This is a genomic window from Zobellia barbeyronii (assembly GCF_018603515.1).
Classification (GTDB): Bacteria; Bacteroidota; Bacteroidia; order Flavobacteriales; family Flavobacteriaceae; genus Zobellia; species Zobellia barbeyronii.
The window spans coordinates 257,082-278,404 of record NZ_JACATN010000005.1; the positions used below are offsets into that span (position 1 = coordinate 257,082).

A 21,323-nucleotide genomic window follows, 5' to 3' on the forward strand; every position below is an offset into this window, starting at 1 on the left:
GGAGAAGTTTAAATAATTTGATAAATAAAATTTAATTAACCTTACACACCAATTAGTATACAAAAAGCGTAAACCGATTGGCGTGCCGCGTAAAGCAAAAAAAATGAAATTAAACATTGCACTATTGGCCGGAGATGGAATCGGCCCCGAAGTTATTGACCAAGCCGTAAAAGTTTGCGATGCTATCGCAACAAAATATAAGCATGAAATTAGCTGGAAACCTGCATTAACAGGTGCTGCTGCTATTGATGCAGTTGGAGAGCCTTACCCAGATTCCACTCACGAAGTTTGCGTTAATGCAGATGCCGTTCTTTTTGGAGCTATTGGCCATCCAAGATTTGACAACGACCCTTCTGCAAAAGTTCGTCCTGAGCAAGGACTGTTGAAGATGAGACAAAAATTAGGTTTGTTCGCAAACGTACGTCCAACTTTTACATTCCCTTCTTTAATTGACAAGTCGCCTTTAAAGCGTGAGCGTATTGAAGGTACTGATTTGATTATTCTTCGTGAATTAACAGGTGGTGTATATTTTGGAGAACGTGGTAGAAAAGATAATGGCAACACTGCTTTTGACACTATGACCTATACTCGTGCTGAGATTCAACGTTTGGCCATAAAAGGATTTGAATTAGCAATGACTCGTTCAAAACGACTTTGTTGTGTTGATAAGGCTAACGTTTTAGAATCTTCCCGTTTATGGAGAGAGACTGTACAAGCAATGGAAAAAGATTATCCAGAAGTTGAAGTTTCTTATGAATTTGTTGATGCCGTAGCCATGAGATTGGTACAATGGCCTAAAGGATACGATGTAATCATTACTGAAAACCTTTTTGGAGATATTTTAACTGATGAAGCTTCTGTAATTTCAGGATCTATGGGCTTAATGCCTTCTGCTTCTGTTGGAGAGAAAACAAAATTATACGAGCCTATTCACGGTTCGTACCCACAAGCAGCAGGAAAAGACATTGCCAATCCGTTGGCAACCGTACTTTCTGCAGCTATGATGTTTGAAGATTTTGGTCTTCAACAAGAAGCGGATGATATCCGTCGTGTGGTAAACAAATCTTTAGCTGAAGGTATCGTAACCGAAGACCTTTCGGAAGATGCTAAAGCTTATAAGACAAGCGAAGTTGGCGATTGGTTGGCCAAGAACGTTTAATAACATATTCTTATCAGTAAAAAACCTCCCAAGTTAACTTGGGAGGTTTTTTTTATATCATTTAAACTGTGATTCAGCTTTCAGCCGCTAGGAGAATTTCTATTCTACATCTAGCTATTATAAGCCAATTTTCTATATTTATTTGCTCTTTGTCTTCTATACACCAGAATTGAGATTGCCATAACCACGCCAACACCTGCAAGGACAGCTCCTACAATTCCAGAGTACACTACCCCATAGCCATATGCTATTGGCAGTCCCGCCAAATAGGCTCCAGAAGCATTCCCCATATTAAATGCACTTTGATTCATTGATGACCCCAACATTTCATTTCCTTTAGATGTATTTATTATCGCCATCTGTATAGGTGTAGAAACCGTAAAAGAAGCCAACCCCATCAAGAAAGTCATAATTAATAATATCTGTGGGTTTGTTGCTACTACCGCATTGATAAGTAATAAAAGCACCATAAAACTCAAACTTATAGCTACTGCTTTTAAAGGCACAAACCACTCCGCCATTTTTGCTCCTAAGAAATTACCGACCACCATACCAAGACCGGCCAAAATCATAGCATAACTGACCATATTTTCTCCCATTCCGGCAATATCTGTTACTAGTGGCGCTATATAGCTGTACCAAGCAAAAAATCCTCCTGTTCCAATCGTTGTCAACGCAATAAGCGCCCATAACTCACCATTTTTCAACCCTTTGTTCTCATTTGATTTTGCCTTAGGAGGTTCTGGTGCTATTTTAGGCATCCAAAAAAGCACACTTAAAATCGCTAAAAACCCAACGATTCCCGCCATAAAGAAAGACAAACTCCAGTCATAGTGATGGCCTATATACGTTCCCGTTGGCACACCAATTACATTAGCTATAGTTAAGCCAGAGAACATTACGGCAATTGCTTGAGCAGATTTTCCTGCTTTAACCAATTTACCAGCAACTACAGCACCAATACCAAAAAAGGCACCATGTGGTAGGCCAGATAGAAACCGAGTAATTAATAAGGTAGTGTAACTATCCGAAAAACCGGAAAGTGTATTAAATACCGTAAACCACCCCATCAATAATAAGAGAACTGTTCGTGAATTTAATTTGGCTCCTATTTTGGTCAACAACGGAGCTCCCACTACCACACCTAATGCATAGGCTGCTATTGAATGACCTGCTTGTGGAATGGTAATATTCAATCCTTTGGCTACATCTGGAAGAATTCCCATGATAACGAATTCCGTTAACCCAATACCAAAACCTCCTATCGCTAAAGCTATTAGCGCTTTTCTGTTTGCTGTGTTTGTTTTCATAGCACACACCTTTTTAGTTAAACAATAATATTTGTAAGATTTGGAACTTACATTAAAAATTAACAAAAATTTTATCCAAAGGTATGCCGAGAAAATCAATTAAAAATATGCGCGATTATCAGATTTATGTTCATAATTACCCATAAAAAAGAATACCCCTATAAATAGGGGTAAAATCTTATACTTTGAACTTATGTTACCGTTTCAAGAGAAACCTTGAAAGATATACAAAGCTATGATAGAAACCTTTGTGCATTCGTAGTTTAACGGGATAGATTACAAAATATAATCCGTACTAACGAAGTTAGACAACTTAGCCTCCAACAACTGTTGAATGGTCTCATTGTTCAAATCATTATCCTTAAAGGCAACAAAAGTTCGAATAGAAAAAGAACGTAGTGCATCATGAACACTCAACGTAGCTTGAGCTGAATCCTTTCTTCCAGTAAACGGATACATATCCGGTCCACGTTGACAAGAACTATTCAAGTTTACGCGACAAACCAAGTTAACAAGCGTATCTATTAATGGTGAAAGCGCATAGACGTCTTTACCAAAAAGGCTTACCTGCTGACCATAATTACTTTCGGCCATATCATTTAATGGTTCTTCAATGTCAGAAAACGAAAGAACAGGCACAACCGGTCCAAATTGCTCTTCCTGATAAACTCTCATATTTTTATTTACAGGAAAAAGTACCGCTGGCCAGATATAATTATCGAATTTCTGCCCTCCTTTTTTATTTAATATTTTAGCTCCTTTTTCAATAGCATCATCTATTAACTCTTGTATATAGGCTGGTTTGCCCGGTTCTGGTAACGGCGTTAATTTAACTCCGTCTTCCCAAGGGTTTCCGAATTTCAATTCGTCTACACGTTTTGAGTAACGTTTTAAAAATTCATCTTTAATATCTTCATGTACATAAATCACTTTAAGTGCCGTACATCTTTGTCCGTTAAAGGACAATGTACCAGCAATACATTCATCTATTGTCAAATCCAAATCAGCATCCGGAAGAATAATTGCAGGATTTTTTGCTTCCAATCCTAAAACCAAACGCAAACGGTTACTTTTTGGGTGCTGCTCTTGTAGTGCATTCGCAGATTTACTATTTCCTATTAATGCAAGTACATCAATTTTACCGGTCTGCATTATTGGTGCAGCAACGGCTCTACCTCTACCAAAAATAATATTTACCACTCCTTTTGGAAAAGAAGACTGAAAAGCTTCCAACAACGGGGTAATCAATAAAACGCCATGCTTAGCAGGTTTAAAAATAACCGTGTTACCCATTATAATGGCAGGTATCAACAAAGCAAATGTTTCGTTAAGCGGATAATTATAAGGCCCTAGACATAATACAACACCTAATGATCCTCTTTTTATATGCGCGTAAACACCATCATGTTTTTGAAACTTGGCCGAATTACGATCTAGCTCTTTATATTCTTCAATAGTATCATTAATATAATCTACCGTACGGTCAAACTCCTTTTGACTATCCGGTAAAGATTTACCAATTTCCCACATCAAAAGTTTTACAACAATCTCGCGTTTGGTCTTCATTTGACGCACGAAATTTTCCATACACTCAATACGGTCTTTTACATGCATAGTGGGCCAAACCCCTTGCCCTCTTTTGTAGGCTCCCATAGCAGAATCCAACGCCTCAAGGGCTGCAGGCTCTCCCATGTCAGGAATGCTACCTAATAATGTCGGCTTATATTCTTCTGTTGAAGATATAGTAGAAAATACCTCAGTAGTATTGCCTTCCCATGTTTTCAGTTCGCCATTAACCAAATATTTTTTTTGATTTATTGTCTGGTCAATTTCGTATTCTTTAGGTATTGCTGTCATTTTAAGAAGGGTTTATTAAAATAGATATGATGGCTACAAATAGTAGCTACACGAAAATACATAATTAAGAAATCAGAGCTTATTTTTGAGAAAACTAAATATAGACGATTAGCTACAATTTCATAAAAGAGCTAGAAATTGTGAAACCTTAAACCAAATATTGAAAAAGGTCTGGCTTATCGTTCAAATAATCTCCATAAAAATTATTGGCTTTCATACGTTGAACTAAAGGCTGAAGGTCTTCAGGACTTTTTAATTCTATACCCACAATAGCAGGAGCATTCTCCCTACTCGATTTTTTAGAATATTCAAAATGGGTAATATCATCGTCAGGACCCAAAATCTCTGCCACAAACTCTTTCAAGGCACCTGGCCTTTGCGGGAATCTAACGATAAAATAGTGCTTCAGCTGACCGTAAAGTAAAGCACGTTCTTTAATCTCGGCTGTCCTAGTGATGTCGTTATTACTTCCACTAAGGATACAAACCACGTTTTTGCCTTTTATTTCTTCAGCAAATCCATCTAAAGCAGAAATAGTTAATGCACCTGCTGGCTCAACAACTATAGCATCTCTATTGTAAAGGTCCAAAATAGTCTGACATACCTTTCCTTCTGCAACTGTAACCATATCATGAAGTCCATTTTTACATATTTCAAAAGTTAGATCACCCACTTTTTGAACCGCAGCACCATCAATAAATTTATCGATTTTAGAAAGTTCTGTATTCCTATTGTTCTCTATGGAGGTCTTCATAGAAGGAGCGCCTTCCGGCTCTACTCCAATAATTTTGGTATTTGGCGATAGTTCTTTAAATACTCCGATTAGCCCTGAAGCTAATCCTCCGCCACCAATTGCCACAAATATGTAATCTATAGGCTCCTTGAATTGGCCTAACAATTCCAAGCCCACAGTGCCTTGCCCTTCTATTACCTTAGGGTCATCAAAAGGATGAATAAACGTTTTCTTATTGCTTTCACAGAACGCTCTAGCACTTTTTGACGAGTCATCAAAAGTATCTCCTTCCAAAACTATCGTTACCCATTCCCCTCCAAACAATCTAGTTTGCTCAATTTTCTGTTTAGGGGTTACGGATGGCATATATATCGTGCCAGGAATTTTTAAATGGTTACTAGCAAAAGCTACTCCTTGAGCATGATTACCTGCACTGGCACAAACAATTCCGTTTTCTCTTTCCTTTTCTGAAAGCGAGCTAATTTTGTTGAATGCCCCTCGTATTTTATACGAACGCACTCTATGTAAATCTTCTCTTTTGAGAAGTATATTGGAATCATACGCTTTTGATAAACGTATGCTGGACATTAACGGAGTAACCGTAGCAACCTCTGCGATGGTAGCAGCCGCCTTTTTTATATCCGATATTTTAGGAAAATATGTCATATTAAAAAACCCTGTCTAGATTCTCAACTTCCTTATATTCTGGAAGAGCAAAAAAACCGGACAGGGTTGTTTTATAAATTATACAATCGGCTTCATTGCCGTCATAGCACCACGAAGTCTTGCACCTACAATTTCTACATTGTGATCACGAAGTGCTTTGTTAACAGTAATAAGCTTAGCGTTATCAACACCATTACCTTTACCGGCAGCATATGCTTTACCAATAACGTCTATATCAATTTTCTTCATGAAGTCAGTCAATAGAGGCTTACAAGCATGATCAAATAAATAACAACCGTATTCAGCAGTATCAGAAATAACACGGTTCATTTCGAACAATTTCTTTCTTGCGATAGTGTTAGCGATAAGCGGAGTTTCGTGTAATGACTCATAGTAAGCAGACTCACCAATAATACCGGACTCTGTCATGCTTTCAAAAGCCAATTCAACACCAGCTCTAACCATAGCAATCATTAATACGCCATTGTCATAAAATTCTTGCTCAGAGATTTTATCATCACCTGCAGGAGTTTTTTCAAAAGCGGTTTCGCCAGTTTCTGCACGCCAAGTCAATAAGTTTTTATCGTCATTGGCCCAGTCTTCCATCATTGTTTTTGAGAAATGACCAGTCATAATATCATCCATATGCTTTTGGAAAAGTGGACGCATAATATCTTTCAATTCTTCTGAAAGTTCAAAAGCTTTGATTTTTGCAGGATTAGACAAACGATCCATCATGTTAGTGATACCACCGTACTTCATTCCTTCCGTAATGGTTTCCCATCCGTATTGAATCAATTTAGAAGCATAACCAGCATCAATACCTTTCTCGATCATCTTATCGAAACAAAGAATACTTCCAGTTTGCAACAATCCACAAAGGATAGTTTGCTCACCCATTAAATCTGATTTTACTTCAGCAACAAAAGAAGACTCAAGAACACCAGCTCTATGCCCACCTGTACCGGCTGCATATGCTTTAGCTTGCTCTAAACCTTTTCCTTCTGGATCATTCTCTGGGTGAACCGCAATTAAAGTTGGAACACCAAAACCTCTTTTATACTCTTCACGAACCTCAGAACCTGGGCTCTTTGGCGCTACCATTATTACTGTAAGATCTTCACGAACCTGAGTTCCTTCTTCAACGATGTTAAAACCGTGAGAATAAGATAACGTAGCTCCTTTTTTCATTAATGGCATTACAGCCTTAACTACAGCTGTATGCTGCTTGTCCGGAGTTAGGTTAATAACCATATCGGCACTAGGAATCAACTCTTGGTAAGTACCAACAGTAAATCCGTTTTCGCTAGCATTTAAAAACGATTGTCTTTTTTCTTTAATTGCAGCGTCACGCAAGGTATAAGCGATATCCAAACCTGAATCGCGCATGTTTAAACCTTGGTTCAAACCTTGGGCTCCACAACCAACAATAACTATTTTTTTTCCTTTTAAAGCTGATACACCATCGGCGAATTCTGAAGCTTCCATGAACCTACATTTGCCCAATTGCTTCAGTTGATCTCTCAACGATAATGTATTAAAGTAATTTGCCATTTTTCAATCGTGTTTTTAAATTCCATCCAAAACCATTTTTAATATAGACGATGACCGGAATTCCTTATTAAATTAATTATTAATTTCTATTATTTATCTTGGTAAAACTCATTAAGCAAAGCAGTAATCTGCATCTCTTCTTTTGAAACAGAAATACGACCTGTGCGTACAAATTGCATGATACCAAATGGCTTCAATTGATCGTACATCTCATTAATTTCATTTCTACGACCTGATTTTGCAATTACAAAAAAGTCGCGGGCAACAGTTACAATTTGCGAATTGTTGTCCTTAATAATGTTCTGAATCTGTCTTTCATCAAAAAGCAGGTTAGAAGCTATTTTGAAAAGAACCGATTCTTGATAAATGGTTTCTTCATCTGTGTGAAAAAAGGCTTTTATCACCTCTATTTGCTTTTCTATTTGTCCCACAATATTATGTGTCCATTTCTCTGTAGTATAGACAACTATAGTAAACTTAGATACGCCTTCAATTTCTGATTTAGAAACATTTAAACTCTCTATGTTAATGTGTCTCTTTAAGAATATCCCAGAGATTCTATTCAGTAAACCTACATTGTTTTCAGAATATACCGATATAGTAAACCATTCTTTTTCCATTGTTCAATTTAATATCGTTTCATCGAGCGCAGTCGATAAGAAACATTGTCATTCACTTAACCTCTCGACCGCACTCGAGAGCGAATTTCCCTTTAAAAGAGTAATCCATTATTTTTTTAACTCGCTAAAAAAAACTGCGACACTTAACTATTCTTAACTGCAATTATCAAACCTGTTGACCAATTTAACTTGGTCAAAGTAAAGTCTGATCTCTTCTCTAAATAAGCAACTAAACGCGTCACATTATCCTCATGTCCTTCCGGCCAATTAGGTTGAGCGGTCATATCATCAATTACATAAAAGCCACCGACTTTTACGAAATCTAAAACTTCATCTATCTCACTATATTTCCCAGGCCAAGCATCGGCAAAAATCAAATCGAATTTTTCACCAGAATAGTTTTTAATCCATTCAGAACCATCTTCACAGAACAACTTCACTCTTTTATCAGACTCAAAATAATCCTTGACAATGGCAATCAGCTTAGGGTCATTATCAACCGAAATCAATTCAGATTCCGCATCCATACCATCTACCATCCATGATAGGCTCAATCCTATACCGGTACCGAGTTCCAAAAACTTTCCTTTTGGCTTTGAAGCCATTAGTGTTTTTAGCAACGTACCTATATACACATCAGAAGGCATGGTAAAACCAATCTCTGCCGACTTCTGTTCTATTTGTTGATGGATTTTTGGCTTGTCCTGTATTTTGGAATCTATCACCTTTTTATATTTAAATACTATTTATGAAGTAAGTGTCTTATATTAAGAGATTATTTAAGACGAACTTCGGAAACCGAAGCTCCAGAAGGAATCATCGGAAACACGTTATCTTCTTTCTCAACTTTCACTTCTAAGAAATAAGCATCTTTTGAAGCAATCATTTCTTTAATGGCTACTTTTAGGTCTTCGCGAGTACTTACTCTTTTAGCCTCAATACTATACCCTTCGGCTATTTTTACGAAATCTGGATTTACCATAACCGTAGACGCGTATCTTCTATCAAAGAAAAGCTCTTGCCACTGGCGTACCATACCTAAATGATCATTATTCAAGACTACGATTTTCACAGGCACTTTATGTTGAAAAATTACACCCAACTCTTGGATAGTCATTTGATAACCACCATCTCCAATAATAGCTACCACTTCACGCTCCATAGCTCCCATTTTGGCGCCAATAGCTGCAGGAAGTGCAAACCCCATGGTACCAAGACCTCCAGAAGTAATATTACTCCTGCTCTGCTTAAACTTAGCATAGCGACAACCAATCATCTGGTGTTGTCCAACATCAGTAACAATTACTGCTTTTTGTCCAGATTCAACATTTATCTGCTCTATAACCTCACCCATAGTCAACCCTTCTTTAGTAGGGTGAATATCGTTATTGACTACCTGATCAAATTCAACTTTGTACATCTCCTTGAACTTACCGTGCCAAGCCTCATGCTTATTTTCTTTAATCATTGGTAGCAATAACCCCAAAGTATCTTTAGAATTACCCAGAACAGCTACATCTGCATGTACGTTTTTATTGATTTCCGCTTTGTCTATTTCAAAGTGAATAACTTTAGCCTGCTTGGCATAAGTATCCAAACTACCAGTTACACGGTCATCAAAACGCATACCGATAGCAATTAGCACATCGCATTCGTTCGTTAGCACGTTGGGCGCATAATTACCATGCATACCAACCATACCTACATTTAAAGGGTGCTCGCTATCCAAAGCAGAAGTACCCATTATAGTCCATGCTGCAGGAACTCCAGACTTCTCTATTAAAGCTTTAAGCTCTTCTTCTGCTTTACCTAAAATAACACCTTGACCCCAAACTATCAATGGCTTTTTGGCATTATTTATAAGTTGAGCGGCAGCTTCTATTGCTTGAACATCCGGTTTAGGTATAGGATTGTAACTACGTACAGCAGTGCATTTTTCGTAACTAAAATCAAACTCATCTATCTGAGCGTTCTTAGTGATATCGATTAAAACTGGACCTGGTCTCCCTGACTTGGCAATATAAAATGCCTTCGCCATTATTTCAGGAATTTCAGCAGCTTCAGTAATCTGATAGTTCCACTTTGTAACCGGTGTAGAAATTCCGATAATATCAGTTTCCTGAAAAGCATCGGATCCTAACAAATGACGTGTAACTTGACCAGTAATACACACCAAAGGTGTTGAATCTATCTGAGCATCTGCCAAACCTGTTACAAGATTAGTAGCTCCAGGACCAGATGTTGCCATAGCAACACCTACTCTACCAGAAACTCTAGCATACCCTTGAGCGGCGTGAGTAGCACCTTGCTCGTGACGCGTTAAAATATGAGTCAGTTTATCTTGAAATTTATATAATTCATCATAAACTGGCATAATAGCACCACCTGGGTAACCATATAGCAAATCCACACCCTCAGCCAACAAGCAATGTATGATAGCTTCTGCACCGCTAATTTTAAGCTTTGTTTTCTTTGGGTTCACTTCCGTTTTTATTTTAACTGTTTCCATAGGTCTTTATTCCTTATAATAGCTAATTCGCAGAGACCTCTCTGCTTTTGATTTCTCATCGTATTTTGAGAAACCCTTTCATATTCATTAAAACTCATCGGTTACACAACCTTGCGCGGCAGATGATACTGATCGTGCGTATTTGTATAACACTCCTTTTTTAAACTTCAACTCAGGCTGAACCCAAGATTCCTTTCTTTTTGCTAATACCTCATCTGAAACCTCAACATTAATTGAATTGGTTTCAGCATCGATTGTAATGATATCTCCATCTTCTATTAAAGCGATATTACCACCCTCTTGAGCTTCTGGAGAAATATGCCCAACAACAAAACCGTGTGTACCCCCTGAGAAGCGACCATCTGTTATTAAAGCTACATCTTTACCAAGTCCCGCGCCCATAATGGCAGCAGTAGGCTTGAGCATTTCTGGCATACCTGGACCTCCTTTTGGTCCTTCATAACGAATAACTACAACATCACCTTTCTTCACCAAACCTTTACCAATACCATCATTTGCAGCATATTCTCCATCAAAGACTTTTGCTGTTCCTTTAAATAACAACCCTTCTTTACCAGTAATTTTTGCTACAGAACCATTTTCAGCAAGGTTTCCGTATAACATACGCAAGTGTCCCGTTGCTTTAATAGGATTCTCCAAAGGCATGATTACATCCTGACCTTCTTCCAAATCCGGAAGATTTTCTAAGTTTTCCGCTAATGTTTTTCCTGTTACGGTCAAACAATCGCCATGTAGCAATCCATTTTTCAATAAATATTTCAATACCGCTGGAATTCCACCAACACGGTGAACATCTTCCATAAGATATTTTCCACTTGGCTTTAAATCCGCTATAAACGGAGTAGTATCACTAATATGTTGGAAATCTTTTAATGTAAAGTCGATATCTGCAGCTCTTGCAATTGCTAAGAAATGTAAAACAGCATTAGTAGAACCTCCCATTATAGTCACCAAACGAATAGCGTTCTCTAAAGATTTACGCGTTACGATATCTAAAGGCTTAATATCTTTTTCTATAAGTAAGCGCATCTGCTTACCTGCAGCTATAGATTCTGCCTTTTTCTCATCACTAATTGCAGGATTTGAAGAGTTATAAGGCAAGGACATCCCTAAAGCTTCAATTGCAGAAGCCATAGTGTTAGCAGTATACATACCACCACAAGCACCAGCACCTGGAATTGATTTTTTAATAATACTTCTGTATTCAGGCTCTTCCATAGTGCCCGCAACTTTCTCGCCCCATGCTTCAAAAGCAGAAACGATATCTAATTTTTTATGATTGTGACATCCTGAAGCCGTAGTACCACCATAAACTAATATTGCAGGACGGTTAAGACGCAACATTGCCATAAGAGCGCCAGGCATGTTTTTATCACAACCAACTACAGTAACAAGACCGTCATATGACATTCCTTGAACCACAGTCTCCATTGAATCTGCAATAATATCTCTAGATGGAAGCGAGAAACGCATTCCAGGAGTTCCCATAGAAATACCATCACTTACACCAATTGTATTGAAAATAAGACCAAGCGTCTCTTTAGAATTAACACCTTCTTTTACCATTTTGGCCAAATCGTTCAAGTGCATGTTACAAGGGTTTCCCTCATAACCGGTACTTGCGATGCCAATTAACGGTTTACTAAAATCTTCATCCTTGAAACCTATGGCATAAAGCATTGCTTGTGCAGCAGGTTGTGTTGAATCTTGTGTTACGTTCTTACTGTATTTATTCAGTTCCATTAAGCGCTATATAATTGGTTGTTCTATTTACAATATGTACTCTCTCTATTCAAAGGTATTCTTTTCTTTATTTCAGCATTTTAGGTGTGGCTTTCCTATCTAAATCCAATAGTTAAAAAATTTATATAAAAATCTAATTTACAGATACTTAACTATTAAATTTTATCATATTCAATTCGTCATTTTTCACCTATTTACCGTCATATTTGAGCCTTAAACAAGGTATATCCTTATCATAAAGCCTATAAAAACATAAAAAGGCCTGTATCAAATGAATTAGATACAGGCCTTTCTAAACAATGAAAATCTGCATCACTCTCTTCTGAGAATGACATCAATTACCACGATTGTATGAGCTTTGATTTTCATTAGAACAATATTAGACAAATTGTAACAGTAGAGCAAAGAATTATTCGTAGAAATACACCACTTTAATTATTAATTTAATTTGAATTGAACCTCATCGCCATATTTTTTCTGGGCAAGTACGGATATAGCCCTATCGGAAAGTTGTAATATACGTGGATACCCTCCTGTAGTTTGGCCATCCTTCATTAGAATTATCAGTTTACCAGATGGAGTTAACTGCACCGTACCGGGAAGAGTGGCCGATGTAATCATAGAAGTTTTAAGGCCTTCTATCTTTTCTTCAAGCTTGTAAGCCATCCTATTATTTTCATTGGAAATACTGAATTTTTTTCCAAACAACATTTCTAATTGCTTATCGGAAAGGCTTTCAAACTCGGGACCTTTAGTAACCTTCAATTCTTTTTCATCCAAGAAAGAATCTACTATTATCTTACTTATTTTAGGCTCAAAAAATGAACAAGCATCATATTCCAATTCACTACCATCTGCGAGATGGTTTTTCTTAGTTACCGAAGAAAAGAATGAGCGACTCCCTAAAACCAAAGGTGCCTTAAATCCTCCTTTTACAGCTAAGTAATTCCGGAAGCCTTTTTCTAGCTTTCCATAAGAGAGGATGTCCCCTTTTTTAACCTTTATTACTTCATAATTATTTACAGGTTCGTTATTGAGCGTAGCGGAAAGTAATGCGCCACCCATACTTATGTAAGTTTCCTGTTCGAAAAATAAAGTTGGACCGGTCATGGTTATTTCCAAAACTGCCGCATGCATATCATTATCTAAAAGTTGATTCACTTTTTTTGCCGAAAACCCATCCATATAACCAGCAACGGGTACTCCTTTATTCAAATAGCCATACCTACCAATATCCTGTACCGCAGTAAACAAACCAGATTTGAGGACTTTAAGCATCTAATATGATTTTTTCAAGTTTGTAAATACCGACTTCACTCTCAATCTTATGCAAGTTATACTCGGCCCGTGTTATTTTATAAAATTGAACTTGATCCCCTACGCTTATAAAGCAAGGTTCTTTTGCTTTAGGGTCAAACATGGGTACGGAACAGTTTCCAATTATATTCCATCCTCCGGGTGAATCTTGTGGATAAATACCTGTTTGCTTACCTGCCAGACCAACAGAACCACTTAAAACCTTAGAACGTGGCTCTTCCCTCCTATCAAACTGTAAAACCTCAGGCACGCCTCCTAAATAGGTAAATCCCGGAAGGAATCCAATCCCAAAGACGGTATATACATTAGAGGTATGTAATGAAACTATTTCATCTACAGTCTTCCCTGATTTTTGAGAGATTTCCTTTAAGTCTATTCCAAAGTCTTCATCGTAGCATACAGGTAAACGCCATAAAATCTTTTCACGCTTTACTACTTTTATATCTTCCTTATACCAATTAAGCAGTTTTACCTTCAACTGATCAAAATCAATTGGCTCTTCTCTATATATAAGGGTGACGGAATTATAAGCAGGTACAATCTCCCATTCCTCTTCCTTTAAACAACACTCTTTGAGATATTGAGTAAATTGTAATATATCTTCAAGAATAGCTACATCCACTCTACCGGGCCACTCTAGTAGAATAGCATGAATGCCAAAAGGTCGTATTGAAATTGGATAACTGTTCACTTTTTAATATACATATTATGGTTTGGTAATTCTTGAGTAAGATACAATACTATTTCTAATGCAGGTGGCGTATCTCCATGAATACAAAAGGTATCTACGAAGATTGGCATTTCTTTTCCGTCAATGGTTTTTACCTTTTTATTTTTTGCCATTTCTAAGATATGCTTCAAAACCTCTTTCTTATCCGTTATTAAAGCTTTTGGCAGCTTTCTAGATACCAGACTTAAATCTACCTCATAGTTACGGTCTGCAAAACCTTCATACTTTATCCGGAATCCTTCTTTTAAGGCTTCTTTAGCTATTTCGGAGCCATAGGGAGCATACAAACAAGCATCATTCTTATATTCTTTTATTGCTTCTAAAAACAAAACTGCCAAAGTCGCATCCTTAACAATATCATTATATAGTGCTCCATGTGGCTTTATATGATGCAGCTTCACCCCATGTTCGTCCAAAACCTCAACAAGACTATTTACTTGGCTCCTAATACTATCAATAAGTTCTTTTGCTCCTATTTCTATAGAGAGGCGGCCAAAGTTGGATATATCCGGGTATGACGGGTGGGCACCTACCAAAACACTATTCGCTTTAGCTAAGCTAACTACCTTAGTCATGCTTTCCTTATTTCCCGCATGACCTCCGCAGGCTATATTACAAGAAGAAATCATAGGCAATAGTTCTTTTTCATTGCCAACACCTTCACCAACATCACAGTTCAAATCTATATAGTTACGCGTCATTTTGAAATTTGGAATTTCTAAAATACTCATAATCTTTTAGACCTCCTGTAAGAAAACATCTTATCTTAACAAAGAATTTGTACACCAAACCATCTCTCGCAAGCCCTCGTTTCACCACAGTTTTAACATTTTTTAGTACCGTTTATCTAAAAAAATGCAGTTTATCTAAAACTAGGGTGCCGTATGTCGAATCGATATAATATCCGCAAAAATTACAGGTTATTATTATCCCAAATCGAACTTCCCCCTCATTTTTACCGGGGCCAAATTGACCTACTGAAATGAATTGTTTAGAATGTAATAAAACACTTGGTTACACCGATCACAGACAGTCTATGGACACTTTAGGTGTTGAATTATGTGATGAGCATATGCCAAGAATGTCAAAATTGATTGAAATCAATAGTACACCTCGCGAGGCCATACAATTATATTATGGTCTAAAAGAAGCCGGCGTGTCCTCCATGTTAGAATGGTGGGACGGCTCTAAGTCAATAGATATAGCCATTTCCAGAGTAAAACTCAATATTGAAATAGATACGGAGTACCATATGATGACTCACGAACAGGCCATAAATGACCTAGAAGAAGCTATGCATTCTTTTAAAAATGGTTTTACCACAATACGAATACCTCATGTTCTTATAAAATATTATCTTAAAGAAACCGTTACAAATATTCTAGGGATAATGGAAGGCTTGCGTGTACATATCAAAGCGATATAAACTTAAAACCTTATTACCATGTCAAATACTACAAAGATTCTAAAGACTCCGTTGAGAATTTCAATCGCAATTTTGTTATTGGGCATGCTATCGCGCATTTTTCATTGGCCATATGCATCAGAGACTATTTTGGTTGCATTTTCGGCTATTCTCCTACTCTATAGTGTTCGTTTTTGGAAAAAAGAAACAAAACTATTCATTGATATCGTTAAGCTGGTAATGGTAGTTAGCTGGGCCCTTAATGGGGTTTTCAGAGTATTAGATTTGCCATTCACTTTACTATTTCAAGTTCTTATTGCTATTTCTTTTATTACTTGGTTCATTATGGAAGGAACCGCTTACTTTTTAGATGAAGACCGCAGACAAAAAAACAACATGGCAAGAGTACTATGGAATTTTGCCATGGTTATAGGAGCTTTGTCCATCATTGCCGGTAGCCTTTTAAACATGCTCAATGAAGCATATGCCATTCCACTTCTTGCCGTGGGTATTACCATTATTGTTGCTTACATTTTGAAAGATGTTTTTGCTACAACTACTAAAGGTGAAGAAGATCACGGAAACGGCGAGTTTCAGTTGTAACTAACCATTTACCTATACATTAGCCTGAAAAGGTTCTATCCTGCTTTTAGATTTAGAAGTCCTACAACAACTCAAAACAAGGAGAACTACATTGTAAGAGGCTATAAATTAAACAATAAATTCAGCTCAACAGGGCTTAATAAGGACTTACCCACCCCTTCTATCTACATTCTTATATTTTTTTTTGGTGATTCACCACAAAGAAGACAATAATCCTAAATATTGTAGGATAAATTGTTAGATGAGTGGTTTTAAAAAAAGGATTAGGTGTTTTTAGCGCTTTTCCGTTTATGGAATTTAATCTACTCCTTACCGATATTCCGGTTTTCAATCGAATTTAATGCCCTTTGCACGAAACAGAAGAGTGTAAACAGCGTAGGACTACGTTTTATATGTAAACCATTTACTATGAAAGAAAAAACTACTCTAAACGATTACCTTGTTTATGCTTTTTGTGCCTTTTGCTTCCTATGGTCACTATATGTGATATTCTTTGCGACCGTGTACTAACATCAATAAGAATCAATGCTCCCATACTAAACATATTAGCATAGGAGCATTTTATATAACTATTATTATAAGCTTCAGAATAGGTTGATTTATAAAAAACCACAAATTTAACCAATATACAACCCAAAAAATGTGGGGTTTTTCTCTGTTTACTATGCGTGCATACTTTTAAATTTGTGCAAGGAACAATACAGAGATAATTATGAAGATAAGAGACAAACTAACCTATGCCTATGTTGCGTTTAATGTGATTTTTATAATTGTAATGGCAGTTTTCCTATATAGGAATTCTCCTTTTTAGAAGTCTATTAAAAATTCAAACTTAGATCACCAAGCTCCTGTCTCCCTTAAAAGATAGGAGCTTTTTTAATGTACTATCCTAACCAACCTTCTCTATCCAAACTACGATATTGTATGGCCTCAGCTATATGCGTCCCGTTTACGGTCTCCACTCCCTCTAAATCTGCAATAGTACGCCCAACCTTTAAAATACGGTCATAGGCACGCGCCGAAAGATTTAAACGCTCCATAGCGTTCTTTAGTAATTCTTTGGAAGGCTCATCCAATCTACAGAACTCTCTAATCTGTTTGGTATTCATTTGAGCATTGTAGTGTACATTAGGAAATTCAGCAAAACGTTTGGTCTGAATTTCTCTTGCTGCCGTTACCCGTTTTCTAATTTCCACACTACTTTCTCCTTTACGGTCTTCCGATAATTTCTCAAAAGGGACCGGTGTAACTTCAATATGAATGTCTATGCGGTCTAATAAAGGACCCGATATTTTACTCAGGTAACGTTGCATTTCTGCAGGCGAGGATGTCACTGGTGCATCTGGGTCATTAAAATAACCTCCAGGACTAGGATTCATACTTGCCACTAACATAAAACTACTTGGGTAGGTAACCGTAAAGCGAGCTCTAGCAATGGTCACCTCTCTGTCTTCCATAGGTTGGCGCATCACTTCAAGTACCCTACGTTCAAATTCTGGAAGCTCATCTAAAAACAAAACTCCATTATGAGATAATGATATTTCTCCCGGTTGCGGGTAACTACCGCCACCTACTAATGCAGCAGAACTAATTGTATGATGTGGATTTCTGAAAGGACGTTGACTCATTAATCCCATATTCTTTATTTTCCCTACTACACTATGGATTTTTGTAGTTTCTAATGCCTCATGTAAAGTCATTGGCGGCAATATGGAAGGTAGCCGTTTCGCGAGCATGGTTTTACCTGCTCCCGGAGGACCAACTAAAATAATATTATGACCACCAGCTGCACCAATTTCCATACATCGTTTTATACTCTCTTGTCCTCTTACATCGGAAAAATCGAATTCAGGAAAATCTAAGGTTTTGTAAAATTCCTCTCTTGTATTTATAATAGTCTGTTCTAACGGAGTTCCTTTATCAAAGAATTCTATGACCTCACTTATATTCTCTACTCCAAATACTTTTAAACCAGATACAATTGCGGCTTCTCTTGCATTTTCTTTAGGCAAAATAAAACCTTCAAAGCCTTCTTCTTGAGCTTTAATAGCGATAGGTAATGCTCCTTTTATAGGATGCAAACCACCATCTAAAGAAAGTTCTCCCATGATAATATACTTATCAATCTTATCCGATTTTATCTGTCCAGAAGCGGTCAATATTCCAATAGCTAAAGTTAAGTCATAAGCTGACCCTTCTTTGCGAAGATCCGCTGGTGCCAAGTTCAAGGTTATTTTCTTACCTGGAATTTTGTAACCGTTATTTAGAAGGGCTGCCGCGATACGGTAGTTACTTTCTTTTATAGCATTATCAGGCAGGCCTACCAAGTGGTAACCAACTCCCTTATCTACATTTACTTCTACTGTGATCGTTGTCGCGTCCACTCCAAAAACGGCACTTCCAAAAACTTTGGTGAGCATATTGGTTTGTTATTTAGTATTCTATGGTTAGATTCTTCTTAATTATTAAATCAAAATAAAGTATTAATCTTTCTTAATTTTCTGGCTTGAATGTAAGTACTGATTTTGATGTAGATATTATCTCTTCCTTATTGAGCATCATCTTACGAAACTCACCATTTACATACATTTCCGCCTGGTCTTTATAATGTATACTAAAAGGGTTTCCAGACTGCCCTGTAGGCAGAATACTCATGCTATTTTCTACATCTGAGAAATCAACTACCCTTCTGGTTGATGGTCCAGAGCTAACTTTATAAACGCCATCTTCCGTATACGGAAAAAACATATTATTAATTACCTCCCGCGTTCCATTCACAGAAAAAGGACCCACATTAAAAAAAGAACGTAGTGCATCTATTTGACCAATAGGATGTCCATGCTCTATGGTATGAACGCGTCCCCAAATCCAACTGGAGCTATCACTACCCAAAGTCTGCTCCAAAGCTTGTAGTGCTTCCTGAAAGGAAACATTAACAATATCAGCTTGACTTTCTGTTATATCCTGGGTACTGGCATCATCCCACCAAATGGAGCCTTCATTTGCCACTATAGGTGCTATTGTCCGCTTAATTAAATGTGTGTTTTGTATTTCCTCAAAAAGTGTATCCCCTAATTCATCTTTAAAAGTATTACGTAATATGAAATACATCCATCTATGATATACCGTGGCCTCCGTGCTTTCTGTTGGGTAATCACCTTTCCATTGCTTTAAACCGTCCAAAATCTTTAAATGAGTAGCGCTAAGACTATCTACTTCAACTTTTTTAAGCAACATCCTAACAATCTCAACATTCACTGGCGATGTATCATCCGTAATCATATCGCCCACAGTCTCCTTATCCCAATCATTCTTACTTTCTAGCAATTGAACAATTCTTCTTGCTCTATTTTCTGGCAGGTAATAGCCCGGATACAGCATTCCCGCAATGGAGTCTGGTTGGTTGTTTGCAGAATATACATACTCCCATGGCGGATTTATAGCATGTGGATTCTTGCTAAAATCCAAATACTCTTTTTCAACAGGTAGGCCTTTTCCGTTCTCGGCAACGAATTTGGTATTCACGCTATCCGGTATCTTGTAAAGTTTAGCTGCTGCCCACCAAGCTACATTATCTTCAGCATCGCCATAAACGATACCTAAACCTGGTGCATGAAGGTCTTCTAAAGCATGTTGAAAATCATCTAATGTTGTTGCATAAGACATATTATATAGAGAATTGAGCAGTTTGTTTTCTACTTTGGTAAATATCCACCACATAGAAATAGGGCGTTCTCCCGTTACCTGATCTGCAATTCCGTTTAAGATTGGACCATGCTGTGTTTTTTTATAGGAAAAATGAACATCGTCAGAATCCTTTACTTTAATTGTTTTAGCTATAATTTCATAATCCTTCCACTCATTTCCGCTTCTATACTTTCTTGTATCCGTAGGGTGTGTTTTCTCATAATAAAAATCAACATCGTCATTTTCGAACATTGTCATCCCGTAAGCCAACTTTCGGTTGTGCCCTAATAGCGGATAAGGCACACCAGCCAAATGATAACCATACTTCTCATAAGTAGGCGTACTCACATGAGCTTCGTACCACACCGAGGGTTGAGAAAACCCAATGTGGGGATCATTCGAAAAAATCACTTTTCCATTTTTTGTTTTCTCTGGAGCAATTGCCCATCCATTACTTCCTTCAAAAAGAGGAATAGACAGCTTTTTTAAAGAAGCCATTACATCTGAAATGGACTTGTGTATGGAATCGGTTTTATTTCGGGGGTAGTTTTTTATCCATTGCGTTGTTGTATCACTATCAATTTCTAAATCCTTTAAATATTCAAATCCTAGCTTATCTTTTATCTTGCTTAATAATGGATCTGTTTTATGGGCCATAGCAAAACTGAAAGCCATATAACCAATGGTATTATAGACATCCTTTAGAATAAATGGTTTTTTATCAATCCCGGTAAGATAAAATTCAACCGGAGTAGGTCCTTCTTCCACAAACTGATTCACACCGTCTAAATAGGCCTGAGACATCTGTACCGCAGCATCTGATGTATTCAGTTTAGCTATGGTTTCTGAAGAATAATCGTCTATGCCCAGCGCCAAAAAGAACTTATCTGTTCCTAATAAGTCTTTCCCAAAAACTTCTGAAAGTCCACCTTTACCTATCCTACGAAGTAGCTCCATTTGCCACAACCTATCCTGAGCATGCACATAGCCAAGGGCCTTAAATGCATCTGCATCGTTTTTAGCATAAATATGTGGAATCCCGTAAGTATCATAATACACATCTACTTCTTCAGAAAGATTCTGAAGCTTCTTTTCGCCATCGTAATCAGGCTTTAGGTGATATGTTAAACTGCCAATTACAACCGCTAGCACACCAACAAGAGCAAGTAAACCCCACCCTAATCGCTTAAATTTTCTCATTCAAGTCAAAGTTTTGACCTAATATAAGAATTATTTATAAGGAGTTTAAAACTGATGGATGAACTACTATTAAGTCCTTCCAGACGTGGTTATTACGCTTATAGACAATACTGAAAATAGTAAAATACATAATTCTCAACTGTATAAATCTGGCGACATTAGAACATAATACGGCTGAGAGGCCGCATTGAAATTAACCGTCTGAAAAG

The 21,323-nt window shown here is 37.3% G+C and carries 16 protein-coding genes; 3 read left to right on the forward strand and 13 right to left on the reverse strand.

Translation table 11 applies throughout. The features are described from left to right. The first annotated feature begins 103 nt into the window (after nucleotides 1–103). Nucleotides 104–1,159: a 3-isopropylmalate dehydrogenase gene (gene leuB / locus HW347_RS17310; protein WP_214612999.1), complete on the forward strand. Its 1,056-nt coding sequence runs from the start codon at nucleotides 104–106 to the stop codon at nucleotides 1,157–1,159. 110 nt (nucleotides 1,160–1,269) lie between these two features. Here the strand turns inward: leuB and HW347_RS17315 are convergent, their stop codons facing one another. The 11 genes from HW347_RS17315 to pxpA all read right to left on the reverse strand — a co-directional run bounded on the left by HW347_RS17315 (nucleotide 1,270) and on the right by pxpA (nucleotide 14,950). Beyond that, entirely contained in the window at nucleotides 1,270–2,469 is a 1,200-nt protein-coding gene (locus HW347_RS17315; protein WP_214613000.1) for an MFS transporter, read from the reverse strand. A gap of 276 nt (nucleotides 2,470–2,745) precedes the next feature. Beyond that, nucleotides 2,746–4,326: an NADP-dependent glyceraldehyde-3-phosphate dehydrogenase gene (locus HW347_RS17320; protein WP_214613001.1), complete on the reverse strand. Its 1,581-nt coding sequence runs from the start codon at nucleotides 4,324–4,326 to the stop codon at nucleotides 2,746–2,748. Between the two features lie 148 nt (nucleotides 4,327–4,474). Beyond that, nucleotides 4,475–5,725, reverse strand: a complete 1,251-nt coding sequence (gene ilvA, locus HW347_RS17325) for a threonine ammonia-lyase IlvA (RefSeq protein WP_214613002.1) — start codon at nucleotides 5,723–5,725, stop codon at nucleotides 4,475–4,477. A gap of 78 nt (nucleotides 5,726–5,803) precedes the next feature. Further along, nucleotides 5,804–7,279 (reverse strand): ketol-acid reductoisomerase, encoded by a 1,476-nt coding sequence (gene ilvC, locus HW347_RS17330; protein WP_214613003.1) that lies wholly within the window; start codon nucleotides 7,277–7,279, stop codon nucleotides 5,804–5,806. Nucleotides 7,280–7,368: 89 nt separating this feature from the next. After that, nucleotides 7,369–7,899 (reverse strand): acetolactate synthase small subunit, encoded by a 531-nt coding sequence (gene ilvN / locus HW347_RS17335; RefSeq protein ID WP_155596623.1) that lies wholly within the window; start codon nucleotides 7,897–7,899, stop codon nucleotides 7,369–7,371. Nucleotides 7,900–8,042: 143 nt separating this feature from the next. Next, the gene (locus HW347_RS17340) at nucleotides 8,043–8,624 is read right to left on the reverse strand and encodes an O-methyltransferase (protein WP_214613004.1); all 582 of its coding nucleotides are present in this window, start codon (nucleotides 8,622–8,624) and stop codon (nucleotides 8,043–8,045) included. A gap of 50 nt (nucleotides 8,625–8,674) precedes the next feature. Beyond that, a complete protein-coding gene (gene ilvB / locus HW347_RS17345; protein ID WP_214613005.1) occupies nucleotides 8,675–10,408 on the reverse strand; it encodes a biosynthetic-type acetolactate synthase large subunit in 1,734 nt (577 codons plus the stop codon). A gap of 87 nt (nucleotides 10,409–10,495) precedes the next feature. Further along, nucleotides 10,496–12,172 carry a dihydroxy-acid dehydratase gene (gene ilvD / locus HW347_RS17350; RefSeq protein WP_214613006.1) on the reverse strand — a complete coding sequence of 559 codons (1,677 nt, stop codon included), beginning with the start codon at nucleotides 12,170–12,172 and terminating at the stop codon, nucleotides 10,496–10,498. 438 nt (nucleotides 12,173–12,610) lie between these two features. Beyond that, the gene (locus HW347_RS17355) at nucleotides 12,611–13,450 is read right to left on the reverse strand and encodes a 5-oxoprolinase subunit C family protein (RefSeq protein ID WP_214613007.1); all 840 of its coding nucleotides are present in this window, start codon (nucleotides 13,448–13,450) and stop codon (nucleotides 12,611–12,613) included. Next, complete coding sequence (pxpB, locus tag HW347_RS17360; protein ID WP_214613008.1) at nucleotides 13,443–14,180, reverse strand: 5-oxoprolinase subunit PxpB; 738 nt, start codon at nucleotides 14,178–14,180, stop codon at nucleotides 13,443–13,445. The genes HW347_RS17355 and pxpB overlap by 8 nt, the downstream gene beginning before the upstream one ends. Next, nucleotides 14,177–14,950, reverse strand: coding sequence for a 5-oxoprolinase subunit PxpA (gene pxpA / locus HW347_RS17365; RefSeq protein WP_225901964.1), 774 nt, complete (start codon nucleotides 14,948–14,950; stop codon nucleotides 14,177–14,179). The genes pxpB and pxpA overlap by 4 nt, the downstream gene beginning before the upstream one ends. A 251-nt stretch (nucleotides 14,951–15,201) precedes the next feature. On the opposite strand from pxpA, the gene HW347_RS17370 reads away from it, so the two are divergent. Beyond that, entirely contained in the window at nucleotides 15,202–15,645 is a 444-nt protein-coding gene (locus tag HW347_RS17370; RefSeq protein ID WP_155596627.1) for a hypothetical protein, read from the forward strand. An 18-nt stretch (nucleotides 15,646–15,663) separates the two neighbouring features. Then, on the forward strand, nucleotides 15,664–16,227 hold the full coding sequence (locus HW347_RS17375; protein ID WP_214613009.1) for a hypothetical protein: 564 nt from the start codon (nucleotides 15,664–15,666) through the stop codon (nucleotides 16,225–16,227). Between the two features lie 884 nt (nucleotides 16,228–17,111). Here HW347_RS17375 and HW347_RS17380 read toward each other — a convergent pair. Together HW347_RS17380 and HW347_RS17385 are read right to left on the reverse strand one after the other, a co-directional pair. After that, entirely contained in the window at nucleotides 17,112–18,647 is a 1,536-nt protein-coding gene (locus HW347_RS17380) for a YifB family Mg chelatase-like AAA ATPase (protein WP_214613010.1), read from the reverse strand. A gap of 73 nt (nucleotides 18,648–18,720) precedes the next feature. Then, nucleotides 18,721–21,114, reverse strand: coding sequence for a penicillin acylase family protein (locus HW347_RS17385; RefSeq protein WP_214613011.1), 2,394 nt, complete (start codon nucleotides 21,112–21,114; stop codon nucleotides 18,721–18,723). Nucleotides 21,115–21,323: the final 209 nt, after the last annotated feature.

Excerpts from the sequence above, each read along its gene's own strand:
- leuB (WP_214612999.1), top strand. The coding sequence starts at position 104 with ATGAAATTAAACATTGCACTATTGGCCGGAGATGGAATCGGCCCCGAA.
- HW347_RS17315 (WP_214613000.1), bottom strand. The coding sequence starts at position 2,469 with ATGAAAACAAACACAGCAAACAGAAAAGCGCTAATAGCTTTAGCGATA.
- HW347_RS17320 (WP_214613001.1), bottom strand. The coding sequence starts at position 4,326 with ATGACAGCAATACCTAAAGAATACGAAATTGACCAGACAATAAATCAA.
- ilvA (WP_214613002.1), bottom strand. The coding sequence starts at position 5,725 with ATGACATATTTTCCTAAAATATCGGATATAAAAAAGGCGGCTGCTACC.
- ilvC (WP_214613003.1), bottom strand. The coding sequence starts at position 7,279 with ATGGCAAATTACTTTAATACATTATCGTTGAGAGATCAACTGAAGCAA.
- ilvN (WP_155596623.1), bottom strand. The coding sequence starts at position 7,899 with ATGGAAAAAGAATGGTTTACTATATCGGTATATTCTGAAAACAATGTA.
- ilvB (WP_214613005.1), bottom strand. The coding sequence starts at position 10,408 with ATGGAAACAGTTAAAATAAAAACGGAAGTGAACCCAAAGAAAACAAAG.
- ilvD (WP_214613006.1), bottom strand. The coding sequence starts at position 12,172 with ATGGAACTGAATAAATACAGTAAGAACGTAACACAAGATTCAACACAA.
- HW347_RS17355 (WP_214613007.1), bottom strand. The coding sequence starts at position 13,450 with ATGCTTAAAGTCCTCAAATCTGGTTTGTTTACTGCGGTACAGGATATT.
- pxpA (WP_225901964.1), bottom strand. The coding sequence starts at position 14,950 with ATGAGTATTTTAGAAATTCCAAATTTCAAAATGACGCGTAACTATATA.
- HW347_RS17370 (WP_155596627.1), top strand. The coding sequence starts at position 15,202 with ATGAATTGTTTAGAATGTAATAAAACACTTGGTTACACCGATCACAGA.
- HW347_RS17375 (WP_214613009.1), top strand. The coding sequence starts at position 15,664 with ATGTCAAATACTACAAAGATTCTAAAGACTCCGTTGAGAATTTCAATC.
- HW347_RS17380 (WP_214613010.1), bottom strand. The coding sequence starts at position 18,647 with ATGCTCACCAAAGTTTTTGGAAGTGCCGTTTTTGGAGTGGACGCGACA.
- HW347_RS17385 (WP_214613011.1), bottom strand. The coding sequence starts at position 21,114 with ATGAGAAAATTTAAGCGATTAGGGTGGGGTTTACTTGCTCTTGTTGGT.